The 13,630-nt window shown below is 54.8% G+C and carries 13 protein-coding genes and 1 tRNA gene; 5 read left to right on the top strand and 9 right to left on the bottom strand.

Features of this window, described 5'->3' with window-relative positions:
* Positions 1-345: 345 nt before the first annotated feature.
* Positions 346-405 (bottom strand) — tRNA-Thr (locus G9463_RS24570).
* A gap of 225 nt (positions 406-630) precedes the next feature.
* On the opposite strand from G9463_RS24570, the gene G9463_RS24385 reads away from it, so the two are divergent.
* Positions 631-759: a hypothetical protein gene (locus tag G9463_RS24385; protein WP_255458719.1), complete on the top strand. Its 129-nt coding sequence runs from the start codon at positions 631-633 to the stop codon at positions 757-759.
* Positions 760-770: 11 nt separating this feature from the next.
* Here G9463_RS24385 and G9463_RS19670 read toward each other — a convergent pair whose 3' ends face one another.
* The 4 genes from G9463_RS19670 to G9463_RS24380 form a co-directional block, all read right to left on the bottom strand.
* Complete coding sequence (locus G9463_RS19670; RefSeq protein ID WP_165897619.1) at positions 771-1,376, bottom strand: hypothetical protein; 606 nt, start codon at positions 1,374-1,376, stop codon at positions 771-773.
* Positions 1,377-1,430: 54 nt separating this feature from the next.
* On the bottom strand, positions 1,431-1,664 hold the full coding sequence (locus G9463_RS19665; protein WP_165897618.1) for a hypothetical protein: 234 nt from the start codon (positions 1,662-1,664) through the stop codon (positions 1,431-1,433).
* Between the two features lie 1,114 nt (positions 1,665-2,778).
* Positions 2,779-3,987 (bottom strand): hypothetical protein, encoded by a 1,209-nt coding sequence (locus G9463_RS19660; RefSeq protein WP_165897617.1) that lies wholly within the window; start codon positions 3,985-3,987, stop codon positions 2,779-2,781.
* Positions 3,988-4,153: 166 nt separating this feature from the next.
* A complete protein-coding gene (locus G9463_RS24380) occupies positions 4,154-4,288 on the bottom strand; it encodes a hypothetical protein (RefSeq protein WP_255458718.1) in 135 nt (44 codons plus the stop codon).
* A gap of 339 nt (positions 4,289-4,627) precedes the next feature.
* Between G9463_RS24380 and G9463_RS19655 the strand changes: the two genes are divergently transcribed.
* Positions 4,628-5,650: a hypothetical protein gene (locus G9463_RS19655; RefSeq protein WP_165897616.1), complete on the top strand. Its 1,023-nt coding sequence runs from the start codon at positions 4,628-4,630 to the stop codon at positions 5,648-5,650.
* A 108-nt stretch (positions 5,651-5,758) separates the two neighbouring features.
* A complete protein-coding gene (locus G9463_RS19650; protein WP_165897615.1) occupies positions 5,759-9,607 on the top strand; it encodes an Eco57I restriction-modification methylase domain-containing protein in 3,849 nt (1,282 codons plus the stop codon).
* On the opposite strand, the gene G9463_RS19645 is transcribed toward G9463_RS19650, so the two are convergent.
* From G9463_RS19645 to G9463_RS19635, 3 genes are all read right to left on the bottom strand, one after another.
* Positions 9,608-9,790, bottom strand: a complete 183-nt coding sequence (locus G9463_RS19645) for a hypothetical protein (RefSeq protein WP_205254246.1) — start codon at positions 9,788-9,790, stop codon at positions 9,608-9,610.
* 86 nt (positions 9,791-9,876) lie between these two features.
* The gene (locus G9463_RS19640; protein WP_165897613.1) at positions 9,877-10,302 is read right to left on the bottom strand and encodes an SWIM zinc finger family protein; all 426 of its coding nucleotides are present in this window, start codon (positions 10,300-10,302) and stop codon (positions 9,877-9,879) included.
* 481 nt (positions 10,303-10,783) lie between these two features.
* Positions 10,784-11,050: a MarR family transcriptional regulator gene (locus G9463_RS19635; protein ID WP_165897612.1), complete on the bottom strand. Its 267-nt coding sequence runs from the start codon at positions 11,048-11,050 to the stop codon at positions 10,784-10,786.
* Between the two features lie 109 nt (positions 11,051-11,159).
* Here G9463_RS19635 and G9463_RS19630 point away from each other — a divergent pair, with 109 nt between their 5' ends.
* Together G9463_RS19630 and G9463_RS19625 are read left to right on the top strand one after the other, a co-directional pair.
* A complete protein-coding gene (locus tag G9463_RS19630; RefSeq protein ID WP_165897611.1) occupies positions 11,160-11,657 on the top strand; it encodes an FxLYD domain-containing protein in 498 nt (165 codons plus the stop codon).
* 233 nt (positions 11,658-11,890) lie between these two features.
* On the top strand, positions 11,891-12,214 hold the full coding sequence (locus G9463_RS19625; protein WP_165897610.1) for a hypothetical protein: 324 nt from the start codon (positions 11,891-11,893) through the stop codon (positions 12,212-12,214).
* A gap of 16 nt (positions 12,215-12,230) precedes the next feature.
* Here G9463_RS19625 and G9463_RS19620 read toward each other — a convergent pair whose 3' ends face one another.
* Positions 12,231-13,421 carry a site-specific integrase gene (locus G9463_RS19620; protein ID WP_165897609.1) on the bottom strand — a complete coding sequence of 397 codons (1,191 nt, stop codon included), beginning with the start codon at positions 13,419-13,421 and terminating at the stop codon, positions 12,231-12,233.
* Positions 13,422-13,630 lie beyond the last annotated feature (209 nt).

Raw genomic sequence — 13,630 nt, 5'->3', positions numbered from 1 at the left:
CTCCGGTATATCCCTTTGCAAGGGGTCAGCAGAACTGACGGCCTCAAAACCTCATAGGAGACCGATATTCGGGATTATAGCTGCCACTGGCACACCATCCACTTACGAACCGCCAGAAGCCTGCGCAGTTGGTTCCTCGTAAAAACCTCAGCGGGACACACACGGCGAGGTTGCACAGAGATGGACCTCCGCGAAGCTCGTTCGTTGCAGAAAGCATGGGCCGGTTGAACCAGAGGCAGACTCTCAGTGGTCGTCTCCCAGGGATTCAAATTCCGCTCCCGTGTCACACGCTCACGGGAGTCGCGCGGAGATGGAACTCTGCGCAGACAGTTCGCGTGAGAAGCCTAGGCCGGAATTTGAATCCGGGGTCTCGTCCTTACCAAGGACGCGCTTTACCGCGACACTCTCGGGCGTGGTTTTCGGCAGGTGTTGCCGGAGAGCACCCCAATTCGACCCTTCTTATGATATTATAGTAACTGTACTTTTATAAAACGTGGGGTGGGAGCGGTGTATGCCGAACCAAGACCAATCCGTTTCGTTAATTTTCAGGGCTGAACAGCCGGTTTGACAGCCTTCGTCTTTCATCCAACCAGCGAAAGAAGTTCACGTATCCCGGTTGATGGTATGGGTATGAGCGACGAAAGCCCCGAGGTACAGATACCCGACGACGCGGAGGAAGTTGCCGAAATCGCAGGTGCCGAGACAGAGGAAGAGAAAGCGCTCGCGCTTGCTCAGGCTCGTCTGATTGGCGACCTGTAGATTGAGTATTTTCAGAAGGGAGAGAACGGTGCGGTGAACATGAGTTGTAACATCCCAATCACGGCGACGACGAAGGTGATTATCATAGCCGTTCTTTGCATTTCTTTCGGCCTTTCGTGTATGACTCGATAGTGGTCCCTGTCCCAAACAGAGAACGAATATGCTGGCGAGTAGTTCCTACTGCTTCCCGAGTGTAGTTCTCGCTTCACTGAATTGCCTTTCCCCGAGTGACCACCAGCATTCAAACCAATTACACCGTGGCCCTCGAACGCCAGTAGTTCACCACCAAACTCGTATTCCCGAGATTCACCACTTGGGATTTCAATGTCGATTTCGCCTTGATATACTGGTTCCGGCATACCATCCCCGATAGCAATATACCACGAGACACTGCTTCCCTCTACGAAATCGTATTCGGTGTTGTTTGCTATCTTGACCGTGAACCGAGGCCGTTCATCGGTAAAGTAGATGGTTCGTTGTCCCCCCGGTGTCTTCCCCGGTTCAACTTCGTTTCTTGCTCTCTGAAACAGAGTAAGGTCGCTGTCTTGGTCTTCGTCTATCGGTTCTACTGTCGCTTCCAAACCATCGTGGAACGTAACAGGCTGTGAGGCTGGCATACTGCCCTATGGGTCGTCGGGATAGGTAAAACGAATCCGCACGGTGAAACTTCTTCAGAACCCGCCGTTGGAAACCAGACCGAGTAGCCAACCAACAGCGACCAGCAGACCACCGCCGAGAAGAGCCAGCGCAACAGCACCGGTCATACCAACTGCCGAGAGAATATCCGAGAAGGGGCCACCGGGGTCATAGCGGATTGCCCATCGGTAGACGAAACCGACGACACCTGCCATGATAGCCACGCCAACAATCCCGCCAAGGAGTTCTTTCCACGGTAGATTGGTCATAGTATGTCGTGGTCGCAGTCCTCACAGACGAGGTTAGGGTAGGCGTCCGTGTCGCCCTCGACTTCGCCCTCGCAGATAGGACAGGTCATGTTAGGATTGTGGGACGTTGCGCCTATCAGCGTGTTGCTCGTCCCTCTGTAGACCGCCGAATCAGGGAGAGAGATGAAATGCGCGAAAGTTATAAAATTTATACCGGCGTGGTCATGTTCACTGCGGCAAAATGGGGGTAGCGACCACCGGAATCTCGCCCTCTCTCGGCCACCAGTTGACGACTCTCGGGTTTGAGACACGACGCCGAAGTGGGCCATGCTGTCGAAGGCGACTGTCACGACCGGCTACGTGGCCTGTATAAGCCGCTATATCGCTTCATGCCGCTGTGAAAATTGGGCGATTCGACCCCCGCTGATAGGCATATCTCTTCGGAGAGTGCCACCGTTCAGAATTTTCGACCCCTCTCAAACCCCGACCCCCGACTGTCCCGGCCCGACCGGACGACCCCCATCCCTCACCGGGGGCCAATCCCACATCCTCTCGCACCCCTACCAGCCCACCCGGCCTACGGGGTACCCACCCGACCCCTGCCTCTCTGCGCTCTGCTGGTGCCTGTGCCTGCTGTGCGAGTGTGTAGGAAGGGTGGCTCACGGGTCGGGCTGGTCCCACCAGAGACGGCCCCACAGCCACGCAGGGGACTGTTACAGCCTTCTCTGACACCCTCTGAACTGGCAGTAGAGTGTCTAAAATCGGTTATCTCCCGTTTCGGCCCGTCCCCTATATTGGAATGTATTGAGAGCGGCACTGACCTGCTGAAAGCGAGCGAAGACTAATTTAAACTATTTTATCAATACATGATTCCGGCTCTGTTACCAACGGTGGGGGTGCTTCGTCTGAAATTGCGCTACGAGTCCCATAGTACTATATCAAAAATTAGCATTACCGAATCCTCGTCCCCATATACGGAATGGCTGAAAAAATCCTTGACCCACGCACACACCGCCTGAACACTGTACTACTACGTACTGTTGATTGTTTTTGTTTGACAGGTGAATGAGGCGGGGACGAGAGGGTGCGCCCCTCAAGAATATTTTCAGCCTTGAATATCTAACAGGTCTGTTCGTCAGCGTTCAGGGAACGGCATACCGTCAGGCCACGCGAACTCGTCACGAACTCGCATTTTCTTCGTGTCGTTCCGGCCTGCTTCGTAGCACTCGGCAATACCGAGCGTGTCCATCAGTTCCATCTGCTTCCGTGCTGTGGGCCGACTCACATTCGCTATCTCTTCTACGTCACTGGCTTGGAAGGTCTTGTGCGAGGGGTTTGAAACCAGCAAGCGAACGATTGGACGCCGCTTGCTGTGCATGGTTCCAAGGGCAACCCTCGCGCACACTTCCAAGTCGTCTATGTCGATGTGTTCCCGGCCACAGGCAAGAGCATGGCCTCTCGCCAAGTCCCGGAGTGATTGCGCGGGTCGGTAAAGAGATTCTCGTGTCGGTGCTTCGTTTTCTTTGACCGGAGCGCGAGCGTACCGGACGAGTTTTGCCAGATACCCAATGAGATTCTGTATCTCCTTTTCAGTAGTTCTTTCCCACCTGAATCCACCGTACCCGTCGTATCGTTCCCACAGCACTGAACAGTACTCGGTAACGGCAGAGCGGCTACGAACGACCTTCTCGGAGAACTCACCGCCCTCAAACACGTCTTTGATAATTTGGTCGTCGTCATTCTTGGGCGGCATTTCGTGGAAGAGAAGGCGGTTTCCGGTGTGTCCCATCACGTCCCTCGCACGAGGTGATAGCGGTGTTGTCGCACCGAGTAGGGCAAAGCGATAGTCTCCTTCGTACCCTCGCTGACCGTGAACACCGGAGTCAGTCTGATACCCACTGCCGTCCATCACTTTCGCCAGCGTACTCATTCGTTCCTGAATCGTATCCCTGTCACCCGAGAACCAACTACCCATGTCCGCATTTATCAGTGTCTTGTGTTGGATTCGGGGTAACAGGTCAACTTCTTCGAGGTCTTCCTCATATCGTGAGGCGTCGTGACTAACAAACGCCGCAGGGGTTAGGTCGTCGCTCCGATAGGTCTGGTCAAAACCCTTGAAGAATCGCAGGACAGTGGTCTTACTGGCACCACTTGGCCCTTCGAGAATCAGTCCGGGACATTTCTGAACGCCAGCAAGGTGTAGTGCGGCATGGGTGGATAGAGCGGCTTCAGTGGCCCGCCAGACGCGCATATCGAAGTCCTTGAGAACTACGCTCCGAACGTCTTCGAGGGTAGAAACTGCTGGTGCGTGGCCGGAACCTGTTCCTTCTCGGGGTGTACTCATGCTCGCTCACCTCGATTGTGAGCGGCGAGGTCTGGTTGGTCGGTTGGACTATACAAACTATGCGTTGGGGTTATGACGATTGAGTTGCTATCTTGCATTGTTGGACTCGGTTGATGTTCTCGGGCCGAACGGCTGGCTCCCGTGGCCCGACTTTTCAAAGCGTGCGTCAGTTGTTGGCTTCCTCAAAGGTGTCAAATACTCGTTCTAATAGGTCGTCGTACCGCTCGCCCCCACGAAGATGGGATTTGATTCTGTCTCTCGTTTCTTCGGTCACGGAGATTGCTGTGTACTCGCGGGCCATCCGTACCTATGGGTAGTATTTTGAACGTCAAAAGTCTTGTCTGATATTTTATGATTTTATAACTTTATAGACGGAGAGACGATTCTGATAGGGCTAATAGTGGCTTTCTAAATTATAATAGGGGTATCAGATTGGTCAAAGAGAATCATGAATACCGACTAATACATTAAGAAATTTGCCTTTACTGTAAGTACTTTTTAATTACATGACTGCCTCCGGTAGAGTACGATTAGTTGAGAGTACGGTTCTCGTCATATCCACCATGCCGCCGCAGTCTGCCACTTTCACTTTCACCTTGGTACGTTAAGGTATTTAAATCACCCACGTCAATTAGGTGCTATGTCTCGATTCAAACTAAAGCCGTACGCTATCCGGCTGTACCAGCAAGGGAACACAGACGATAAGTTCGACTTGAGCGCAATCGTTCGGAGTGAGGACTCGTTTGATGATAGTTATTTCGCGGACGACTACGGTATGGGAACCACACTCATAGATGTCTTTCAGGACTATTGTGAGGTGTGGCACGACAATCCAGTCAACGACCAAGACAGGGAACGAACTCTTTCACTGGCTGATGACCCTGAAGCGGACGATGATGAGGAACAACCATATTTGCGAAGGGATGAAGAAAACAATATTTTGGAAGGTGTATTCAAATATGGGGTATACGGAACCTCTGCGGACCATCTTGACCCCGATACTGGTGAGCGGGAAGAGGGTGCAAGGAGTGCAGATGAAGCGGCAGAAACCCCTATTCCGTTCCTTCTTCATATCCCCGAGAGGAACCCACGTAAGGCGGTGATGGTGCTTGAATCAGTTGGAACGGCGGGTGTCAAATCACTGGTTGAACAAGAGTTCAGAAAAGCACTACCAAACGGAGTTCAGTATAAATTCCCTCCGGTGAAAGAAGAAGACGTATACAGTCGAATCCGGGCGGCTGACGAGATTACCCGAGTTCGTCTCGGTCAGAGTGGGAGAGTCAGCGAAAGAAATGACACGTTAGATGGGATTTTTGATGGTCGTCTATGCAATCAGTCAACAATATACGACCCGACTGACCGTGGGATTAGTATTGATGTTGACGCTCTTGAAAGTTGGATAGAGGGTGCAGACGACGATGAAAACCCGTTCAACTTTGAGGACGAAACATTCGAGTTGTTCAACATCACAATCAAAGAGTCCGGGTCGGAAAAGACAATATACCTGACAAATAGAGAGGTGAAAATCGTTGAAACACTTGATGACATTAATACGGAGGGTGGGTACCCTGTCCCATCAGATGTTTCCCGGCGAGCGCGAGTGTTCGTAAACGAGGAAGTTCCCTTTGCAGGTGGACTGGATTCGAGTAGTCCACTTCTGTAATCGCAGGGTTCTGCTGTTTTATCGTAGTTCACAGATTAGCGCGCTGTTGTCCCAATCTTTAACCCGGTTTGCTTGGTTGACTTGAAATATCCCTTCGGAGTTCGCCATATGCCCCCTGCCACTACATCTACCTCACAGACCGAGTTCGTTCAGGAAGCGTTCGAGACGACCGTCGAAGACGAAGACGAGAAGCGGCTTCTCGAAGCCATAGACGACGCTGTATCCCGACTTCGGGAGCAGATAGACGACGATACCCTCGAAAACATCCTGCGGGCCGACGCCGGGTCCTATCGACTCCGGGGCGGCATGACCCGCGACGGGCTTCAGCCCGAACCCTTCACCCAACAGGCGGTTATCGAACCACTGCTTTCGGAGTTGGGCCATTCCTTCGATACCGAGGCTGGCGGCCTGTCCGGTGGTCGGACGATGGTCGCGGACTACACTGTCTCCCTGCGCGACTTTGACACAGATTCGACCCGGCTCCTTATCGAAGCCGAACCTATCAACAAGGCCCTCGACAGCCGTGAACACGGTATCGGACAGGTCCGTGACTGGTTGAGCCAGCGTGAGTTCGAGTCCGATTTCGGATTCGCTACCGACGGGCTTCGGTGGGCCTTCGTCCGGTACGACCCCGATTCCTACAGTCACAACGTAATCGAAGAGGTGGACCTTCAGCCCGTCTTCCTCGCGCTCTTCGAGAATCAGGTCGGGGCGCGAGAGCCTGTCGAGGAAGCCGTCTTCGACGCCGACCGCGAATGTGTCGCCAGCCTTCTTCGCACCTTCGAGTTCGAGAACTTCGTTTCTATCGCCGTCGAGGCCCGTCAAGTAATCAAGCGGACCCAAGAGGAAATCACCGACGAGTTCTACGACGACTACATTCGCTACGTCTTCGGTATTGTGGACGAAGACGAAGAGACACCGCGCTCGTTGATTGGCGACGGCGTGGTCAAACCCGACGGCGCGACCGAGGACGACGCCCGGCTGTTCGCCGTCGAGTTGATGAATCGTCTCGTGTTCATCAAGTTCCTCGAAGACAAGGAAATCGTTCATCCCGACCTTCTGCTGACGCTCAAGGACGCCTACGAAGACGGTATGCACACCGGGTCGCTCTACAACGATTTCGTCAAGCCGCTATTCTACGACGTGATGAACGAGAAGCCCGACCAGCGTCCTCCGACGGTCCAAGATATTGAGGTGTTCGAGGACATTCCGTACCTGAACGGTGGACTGTTCCGTCCGTCGCTCGGTGGGGACGAGTTCGATGAAGAGGACTTCGACGTGCGGAACTCGGTGCTGAAGTCTATTATCGACCTACTGGAACGATATAGTTTCTCGGCGGGCGGCTCACCGACCGACCTTGACCCGAGTGTTCTTGGCAACGTCTTCGAGAAGACGGTGAACTACATCACCAGCGACAACGCCGACACGAACAAGGAACTCGGAGCCTATTATACTCCCAGTGAGATTACACGTTTCTGCGCGGAAGAGACGGTTCGCCCGGCACTACTGGACCGCTTCGGTCGCGTGCTGGTCGAAGAGCGTGACTGGCCCGAGCCGGAAGTCGAGAACTACGATTCGGTGTACTCGCTCATTGAGGACCTGCCGGGAAATTGGGGCCTGATTAGCGCCCTTCTCGCAGAGGTAGACGAGTTCCGCGTCGTAGACCCTGCCTGTGGGAGTGGACACTTCCTCACGTCGGTTCTCGAAGAAATCGTCAACGTCCGCAAGGCGCTGTACGCGCAGAACGAGAACTACCCGCAGGAATATCGGCTGAAGAAGACAACTGTTCTGAACAACATCTACGGTGTGGACCTGATGGGACCAGCCGTCGAAATCGGCAAACTCCGGCTGTGGTTGTCCATCATATCGGAGTTGGACGAAGACGTAGTGGACGACCTTGACGACGACGAACTCGCCCTACCGAACATCGTCTTCAACCTGCGTGAAGGCAACAGCCTAATCGGGTACACCGGTTTCCCCGAGACGACTGACGACGGCGAATACACGCTCGGCAGTTTCACCGAAGACAGCGTTCGGGACCGCTATCAGGGAATCATAGACGAAATCGAGAAGCACGAGCAAGCGGTGGACACTGACGTTGCCGAAGACCACCGGCAGAAGGCGTTCGAGAAACTACGCGAAGCACGCGAGGACCTAATTAGCGATATTCACGCAGACTTCGTTGAGGCCGGTATCGAAGGGCTGAATCAGGAGACAGTCGCGGAAATGCAACCGTTCAACTGGGTGCTTGAGTTCGCTGAAGTCTACGCTGATGGCGGATTTGACGTGGTTGTGGGGAACCCACCGTGGGACCGAATCACCCCCTTGCGTGATGATTTCTTCACTCGGTTCGATTCCGAGTTCCGCACCCTGCTACCCGAAGCGAAACAGGAGCGGCAGGAACAACTGATGGAAGACCCTGAAATCAGGGAAGGGTGGCAAGAGTACAAGCGTCAGGTCGAAATTCAAGCAGACTACTTCAATAACTCCGACGAGTACGAACTTCAGCGCCCAACGGTAGCAGGACGAACAGCGGCCACCGAAAACGACCTGTCTGCCCTCTTCCTTGAACGGGTATTTCAGATTGCTCGTGACGATGGTTACGTGGCTCAAGTTCTTCCGGGTGCGATATTCAATGGTTCGTCAACGAAGGACCTGCGGCTACACCTTCTCGATGAAGCCGAGATTAAATCACTCGTCACCTTTGAGAACAAGGGAATCTTCCCTGAAATCGACAATCGCTACAACTTCGGTACCCTCGTCTTCGAGAACCGTGGAACCACTGATGAACTGCGTGGAATCTTCCAACAGCATGACGTAGGAGTCTTACAGGAACTCGATGAAAACGCTCTCTCGATTCCTCGTCGTGTCCTTCGTGAATATTCGCCCGAAGCGGGGATTTTCCCGTATCTCGATTCGCAGGAAGAGGCCGACGTACTCAACGATGTACTGTCACATCCATCCATCAGCGAGGACCTTGGCGATACGTGGCGCGTGGAACCCTACGCTGAACTTCACCGGGGAAGTGACGTGGACCGCTTCGTTGAATCGGAAGACGAGGGAGAGTACCCGGTTCTCGGCGGAAGCAACATCTACCAGTTCATGTACGACCCGTCGTTCTTGGACGACTTGGAAGGGCCGAAGTTTTGGGGCGTACCAGAGGACGAAGACCCCGAGTTGAGCGCAAAAAAGCGGATTCGGGAGAAGAGCCTGCCGAAACTCAAACGCGGAATATACGACGCCTTCGATGGGTCTGGTTCGCAAGTCGGGTTCGTCAATGAACTGCTGGAAGAACGACGGGGCGAACCACTGTCAGAGGACGACGTACTGCTTGATTGCACGGAATATCGTATCTCCTACCGCGACATTGCCCGTGCCAGCGACGAGCGCACGATGATTGCCTCGGTGCTACCGAAGGGGGTAGTATGCCACGACAAAGCCCCGACCCTTCGCCCGTACCGAATCGAACCTGAAGAGGACGACCTTGAGGAACCGACTCTACATGGTGCCTACGAACGGGTCTATTCGGACGAAGAACTGTTCGTCGCCGTCGGGTTGCTCAATAGCCTCCCGTTCGACTTCCTCATGCGGACGAAAATCGACTCGACTGTCGTCTTCTACAAACTGAAAGAGTCGCAGGCTCCCCGCTTGACGGCTGGTGACGAGTGGTTCGACTACATCTGGAAGCGTGCCGCTCGGTTGAACTGCTACGGCGACGAGTTCGAGGAAATGCGCGACCGGCTCGGTGGTATCGAACCGGCGACCGACATGGACGAACGTCGGGAAGTTCAGGCTGAACTCGACGCCGCCGCGTTCCACGCCTACGGCCTTGACCGCGACCAAGCCGAGTTCGTGCTTGAGGACTTCCACCGGGTTCAGAGTCCCCGTATCATGGACGAGGCATATTTCGAGGTGGTCTTGGACAAGTACGACGCGTTGGCTGAATCGGCGTCCTAATCAGGGCCGACTTCGGCACACGGTCTTGGCACCTGCGAGCCGACCACGCCAGTACACGGCCTCGACAATCACCTCGTCGGCACCGTCTGTAGGTAGTCCGATAGTATGACTTCCGCAATCGCACATCACGCGTCGGACGACCCACCCGTCGGCGTCGTAGTAGGTCGCGTAGACGACAGCCATGTCGCCCGTCCTGATACCCCTACTACACCGGTCGCAGATGTGGCCCACCAGTACGCCGTTCAGAGCCGCCGCCGGAGACAGTCGAGTCATTCGCCCTCACCCGGCAGGTCACGGCGACCTTCGAGGTAGCACCGGAAGCAGGGGAAGTCCGAATCGTTGCACCAGCACGCGTCTTTGTCATTGTCCTTGGTAGCGAACTTTGCGAGGGTGACACCACCGTCGGCGCGGACGGGTTGGTTTTCAGTGGCCGCTTCGAGTACCGGCTCTCGAATGGCGACCGCGACCATATGCTTGCACGCACCGGGCTGGTACTCCCACGCAGGACATTCACAGTCCGATGGGATTCCGCCTTCGACGTGAACCGTGTAGGTGTGGTCGTCGGCGTCCTCGTGCGACCCGTTCGTCACCTCTACGTCGCCGTCACCGAGAAGCGCGAACTCGAAGGCCTCCCACTGCGCTCGTTTCTGAACCTGTTCGTCAGCGTCAAGCGTCTCGACAATGGATTTGGACATGGCTTTCTCGCCCCTATGAGAAGGCCACCGCTCGCGTGTCTCAGCACGCGGGCTTTCTGACGCGAATCAAGCCCCGAGAAGCGGTCGCCTTCTATTGAATATACGTTCCGAGACAGTGTAAGTGTTAGGTTTCTGTACCTCTGGTTCGGGAAAGTCTGAAATATGCCTCCTCAAACCATCATTCGACGTATGGAGTATAGACAGTAGTTCGACAGGTAGTGAGCGAAAGCCAACTCGACGCCGACCAGAAGCCGTAGTCACCTGCCAGCGCGGTCTATGTTAGGATTTTATAGGATTATCACGGCACATGAGGCCGCTGAACGCCTCTGACAGCCTATCAGAAACGACGGTCAAGACCACTCGCCCCGCGGAGAAGCGGTTCACGGCGCACTCTCGGCGCTCATATCGGTCGCTGGTGGCACGGCAACCATCGAAAGTCACGGTAGAACGCTTCTCGTTCCGGGTTAGGGAACGACCGGCGTTACTCTTCGTCGGGTTCGAGTTCGTTAAGATTCAGTTCGCCAGCGAGGTACGCTTCGCCCCTGTCAGTGATAATGTAGACGCCGTTTCCGTAGTCCTCAATCAACCCATAGTCCGCGAGTATCTTGCACCGCTTGTGGACGTAGGAGCGAGTGAAGTGGATATTTTCGTGTTTCGCCATTTGCGTTGGGCTTCCGCTCTTGTGTTCTTGCAGGAACTCTATGACGCGTTCGTCAGCGAGTGTAGACCATTCCGCAGAGAGTCGCATTGTTCACGCGAAGGTGGCGTCAGGCGATAGCACCGCCGGATAGTGAATTGAAGAAGCGAGAGTGACTATAGGAAACAATAAGTTCTTGCCGTTTGTTTGCCAGATTGCAATGGAACTGAACTCGAACCGACGACGATTCCTTACGGCCCTCGGAACGACCGCCAGCGCCCTCGCCCTCGCGGGCTGTTCAGAAAGTGACTCCGGAGACTCCGGTGGCGGAGACGCGAACGACAACAGCGGCGACAGCAGTAACGGCAACTCGGACAACAGTGGCGGCGACAGTAACAGCGGAAACAACAACGACGGGAACAGCGGAGACAATGGTGGCAATGACCAGCCCGACGTTGAAATCCTGAATCACGAGTTCTATGAAGAAGAGTTCTCGTCCGGCGTCCGTGGCACCGCTGTCAACAACACAGATAGTGAAATCGGCTACGTCGAAGCGACCGCGACGTTCCTCGACGCCGACGGTACCCAAATCGGTGAAGGACTCGACAATGTGAGCGACCTTGCCGGTGGGCGTGAGTGGGAGTTCGACTGTATGTTTACCGGGCAGGACGCGAGCCGTATCGAAGAGTATGAAGTCGAAGTGACGACCGGGTTCTGACCCGAGCAATCGCTTCAATTGAATCTGGTGGGGTTAGAGGCACGAGCAACAAGCCTGATTGAGAGATTTACGGGTCTGCTTTCACAGTTGGTACGTCGAGAATAGACATTTACATTATGGGTATTGAAACTCTCTGATAGCCATATCAGAACCCAATATACGCCCTTCTCTCATTACCCATATCAGAAAAAATAACTTTTACAATCGTCAGGCTCGTAGGGTAGACTGGAACAATGGGAGAAGAAACCATCACCTTAGACGGAGAACAGATTTCATTAACAACACGAGAATGGCTGACTTGCGAGAGGTGCAACCTCGAATGGCTATCCTTCGACGACCGCGTTTGTGAGAAGTGCGGTTCTAACGACCGCACTCGGGTCGTGACAGAGGAGATTGACGAATGGGCGAAAATCATCTACAACGGTACATCCACAATCGAGGACATGGCCGCGACTCTCGAACGGCGAGCCAAAATCCTCCGGGAGTTGAAGCAAAACGGTTGGGAACGTCGTGGTGTCGTAGATACCGGTCACGCGACTCTCAGAAAATGTGAGTGAAACAGGGCGGTTCCACCTACCAGATTTGCTCTACGGCACTGTTCCGCGTTTCTGCGTCCGAGTGTAGGTACTTCATGGTCGTGTTCAGACTCTTGTGCCGTAGTTGCTCTTTTGCGTGGTGCGGGCCAACGTGGTTCGCCCAATACGTTGCTACCCCGTGTCGGATAGAGTACCACGAGATTTCCTTATGTTCGGGAATCGGAACATCACCGCTCTCGATTACCCGGTGAAGGAGTGCGTTGCACGACTTGGAACTGTACGGTGACGACTTCTGCGTTAGCCACAACTCGTCCCTACCGTCGTACTTGTCCATCGACGCCCGTTCATCGAGCCAGCGTTTCAGGGCCTTCGCCGTCCGACCTTTGATTGCACAGTTCCAATGCGCCTCGTTCTTCGTGGCCTCGTCTTTTGGGATGTTCAGTTCGTTGTCTTCGAGGTTCACCCACGACACCTTCGCCCGCCCAACCTCGATAGGGCGTAGTCCGGTGTCGAGCGTGACCGCTATCATGGACGGGTACTTCCACGAGTTCGCTTCCTTGAACTCCGCCGGGCCGACCTTCTCCTTGGGAATACCAAGCCGCTGTGCGACGAAAGATTTCAGTTGGCTTCGCTCGTCGGGCGACACCGAGTGGTAACTCTTCACCGACGAGTGTTCGAGCGCCGCTTGGTACAACGGCTCGAACGCGCTACGTCGAAGGTAGTCCCGTTCGTCACCGTTGGATTGCGAGAGTTCCACGTCGAGTTCCCACTCGTACTCCGTTCCCCGGACGTGGTTACTGAAGCGGAAGTACCGCTTAATGTCCTTGGCGTGGTGTAGGACGGTCGAATCAATCATCCCGTCGGACTGGTCGAGGACGCGAACGAACTTGTCCGCGTGGTCGGGCGTGAACTGCGTGGTGTACTGGTTCTCGTACCGCCACAGCCACCGGAAGGCCGTTTCGAGTTTGTAGTGGGTGGATTCGAGCGTCGAGTGGGCAAGGCCCTCGTGCTTCTCGGGGTTCTTCCCGTAGGTTGCGAGCCACGACAGCAGTTCGTGCTTGAAGTCCCGATAGTCGTCTACCATGTTCAGCCCGAACTCTTGTAGGTCGCGCTTCGAGCGCTCGCTGACCAGTGGGTACTCGAACTCGTAGTCCTCGGGCGCGGGTGGTATCTCTGCGGATACCGCGTCCCCACTACCGAGGTTGTCGAGCGGGTCAGCCCGGTTCATCGGTACCGCTCACGCCCCGAATCGCCGGACGGCACGGCACCGTATCTTATAGTGTCCTGACAACAACGCGAATCGCAAGACGGCGACGGGGTGGACGTGTAGTGAAACGTAACGTTCCTGAGTTGCATTTGTTCTCTCCTAAGAAGGGCGTAAAATGGACGGAGAGGCTCTGAAACGCTTGAAGCCTAGGCCGGGATTTGAACCCGGGC

The organism is Haloarcula sp. JP-Z28 (genome assembly GCF_011440255.1).
In the GTDB taxonomy this organism is placed as follows: domain Archaea; phylum Halobacteriota; class Halobacteria; order Halobacteriales; family Haloarculaceae; genus Haloarcula; species Haloarcula marismortui.
This window is presented reverse-complemented; position numbering and strand designations above follow the sequence as displayed.

Coding starts and splice junctions, on each gene's coding strand:
- G9463_RS19630 (WP_165897611.1), top strand. CDS start 11,160: ATGGAACTGAACTCGAACCGACGACGATTCCTTACGGCCCTCGGAACG.
- G9463_RS24385 (WP_255458719.1), top strand. CDS start 631: ATGAGCGACGAAAGCCCCGAGGTACAGATACCCGACGACGCGGAGGAA.
- G9463_RS19620 (WP_165897609.1), bottom strand. CDS start 13,421: ATGAACCGGGCTGACCCGCTCGACAACCTCGGTAGTGGGGACGCGGTA.
- G9463_RS19650 (WP_165897615.1), top strand. CDS start 5,759: ATGCCCCCTGCCACTACATCTACCTCACAGACCGAGTTCGTTCAGGAA.
- G9463_RS19625 (WP_165897610.1), top strand. CDS start 11,891: ATGGGAGAAGAAACCATCACCTTAGACGGAGAACAGATTTCATTAACA.
- G9463_RS19655 (WP_165897616.1), top strand. CDS start 4,628: ATGTCTCGATTCAAACTAAAGCCGTACGCTATCCGGCTGTACCAGCAA.
- G9463_RS19660 (WP_165897617.1), bottom strand. CDS start 3,987: ATGAGTACACCCCGAGAAGGAACAGGTTCCGGCCACGCACCAGCAGTT.
- G9463_RS19640 (WP_165897613.1), bottom strand. CDS start 10,302: ATGTCCAAATCCATTGTCGAGACGCTTGACGCTGACGAACAGGTTCAG.
- G9463_RS19670 (WP_165897619.1), bottom strand. CDS start 1,376: ATGCCAGCCTCACAGCCTGTTACGTTCCACGATGGTTTGGAAGCGACA.
- G9463_RS19645 (WP_205254246.1), bottom strand. CDS start 9,790: ATGGCTGTCGTCTACGCGACCTACTACGACGCCGACGGGTGGGTCGTC.
- G9463_RS24380 (WP_255458718.1), bottom strand. CDS start 4,288: ATGGCCCGCGAGTACACAGCAATCTCCGTGACCGAAGAAACGAGAGAC.
- G9463_RS19665 (WP_165897618.1), bottom strand. CDS start 1,664: ATGACCAATCTACCGTGGAAAGAACTCCTTGGCGGGATTGTTGGCGTG.
- G9463_RS19635 (WP_165897612.1), bottom strand. CDS start 11,050: ATGCGACTCTCTGCGGAATGGTCTACACTCGCTGACGAACGCGTCATA.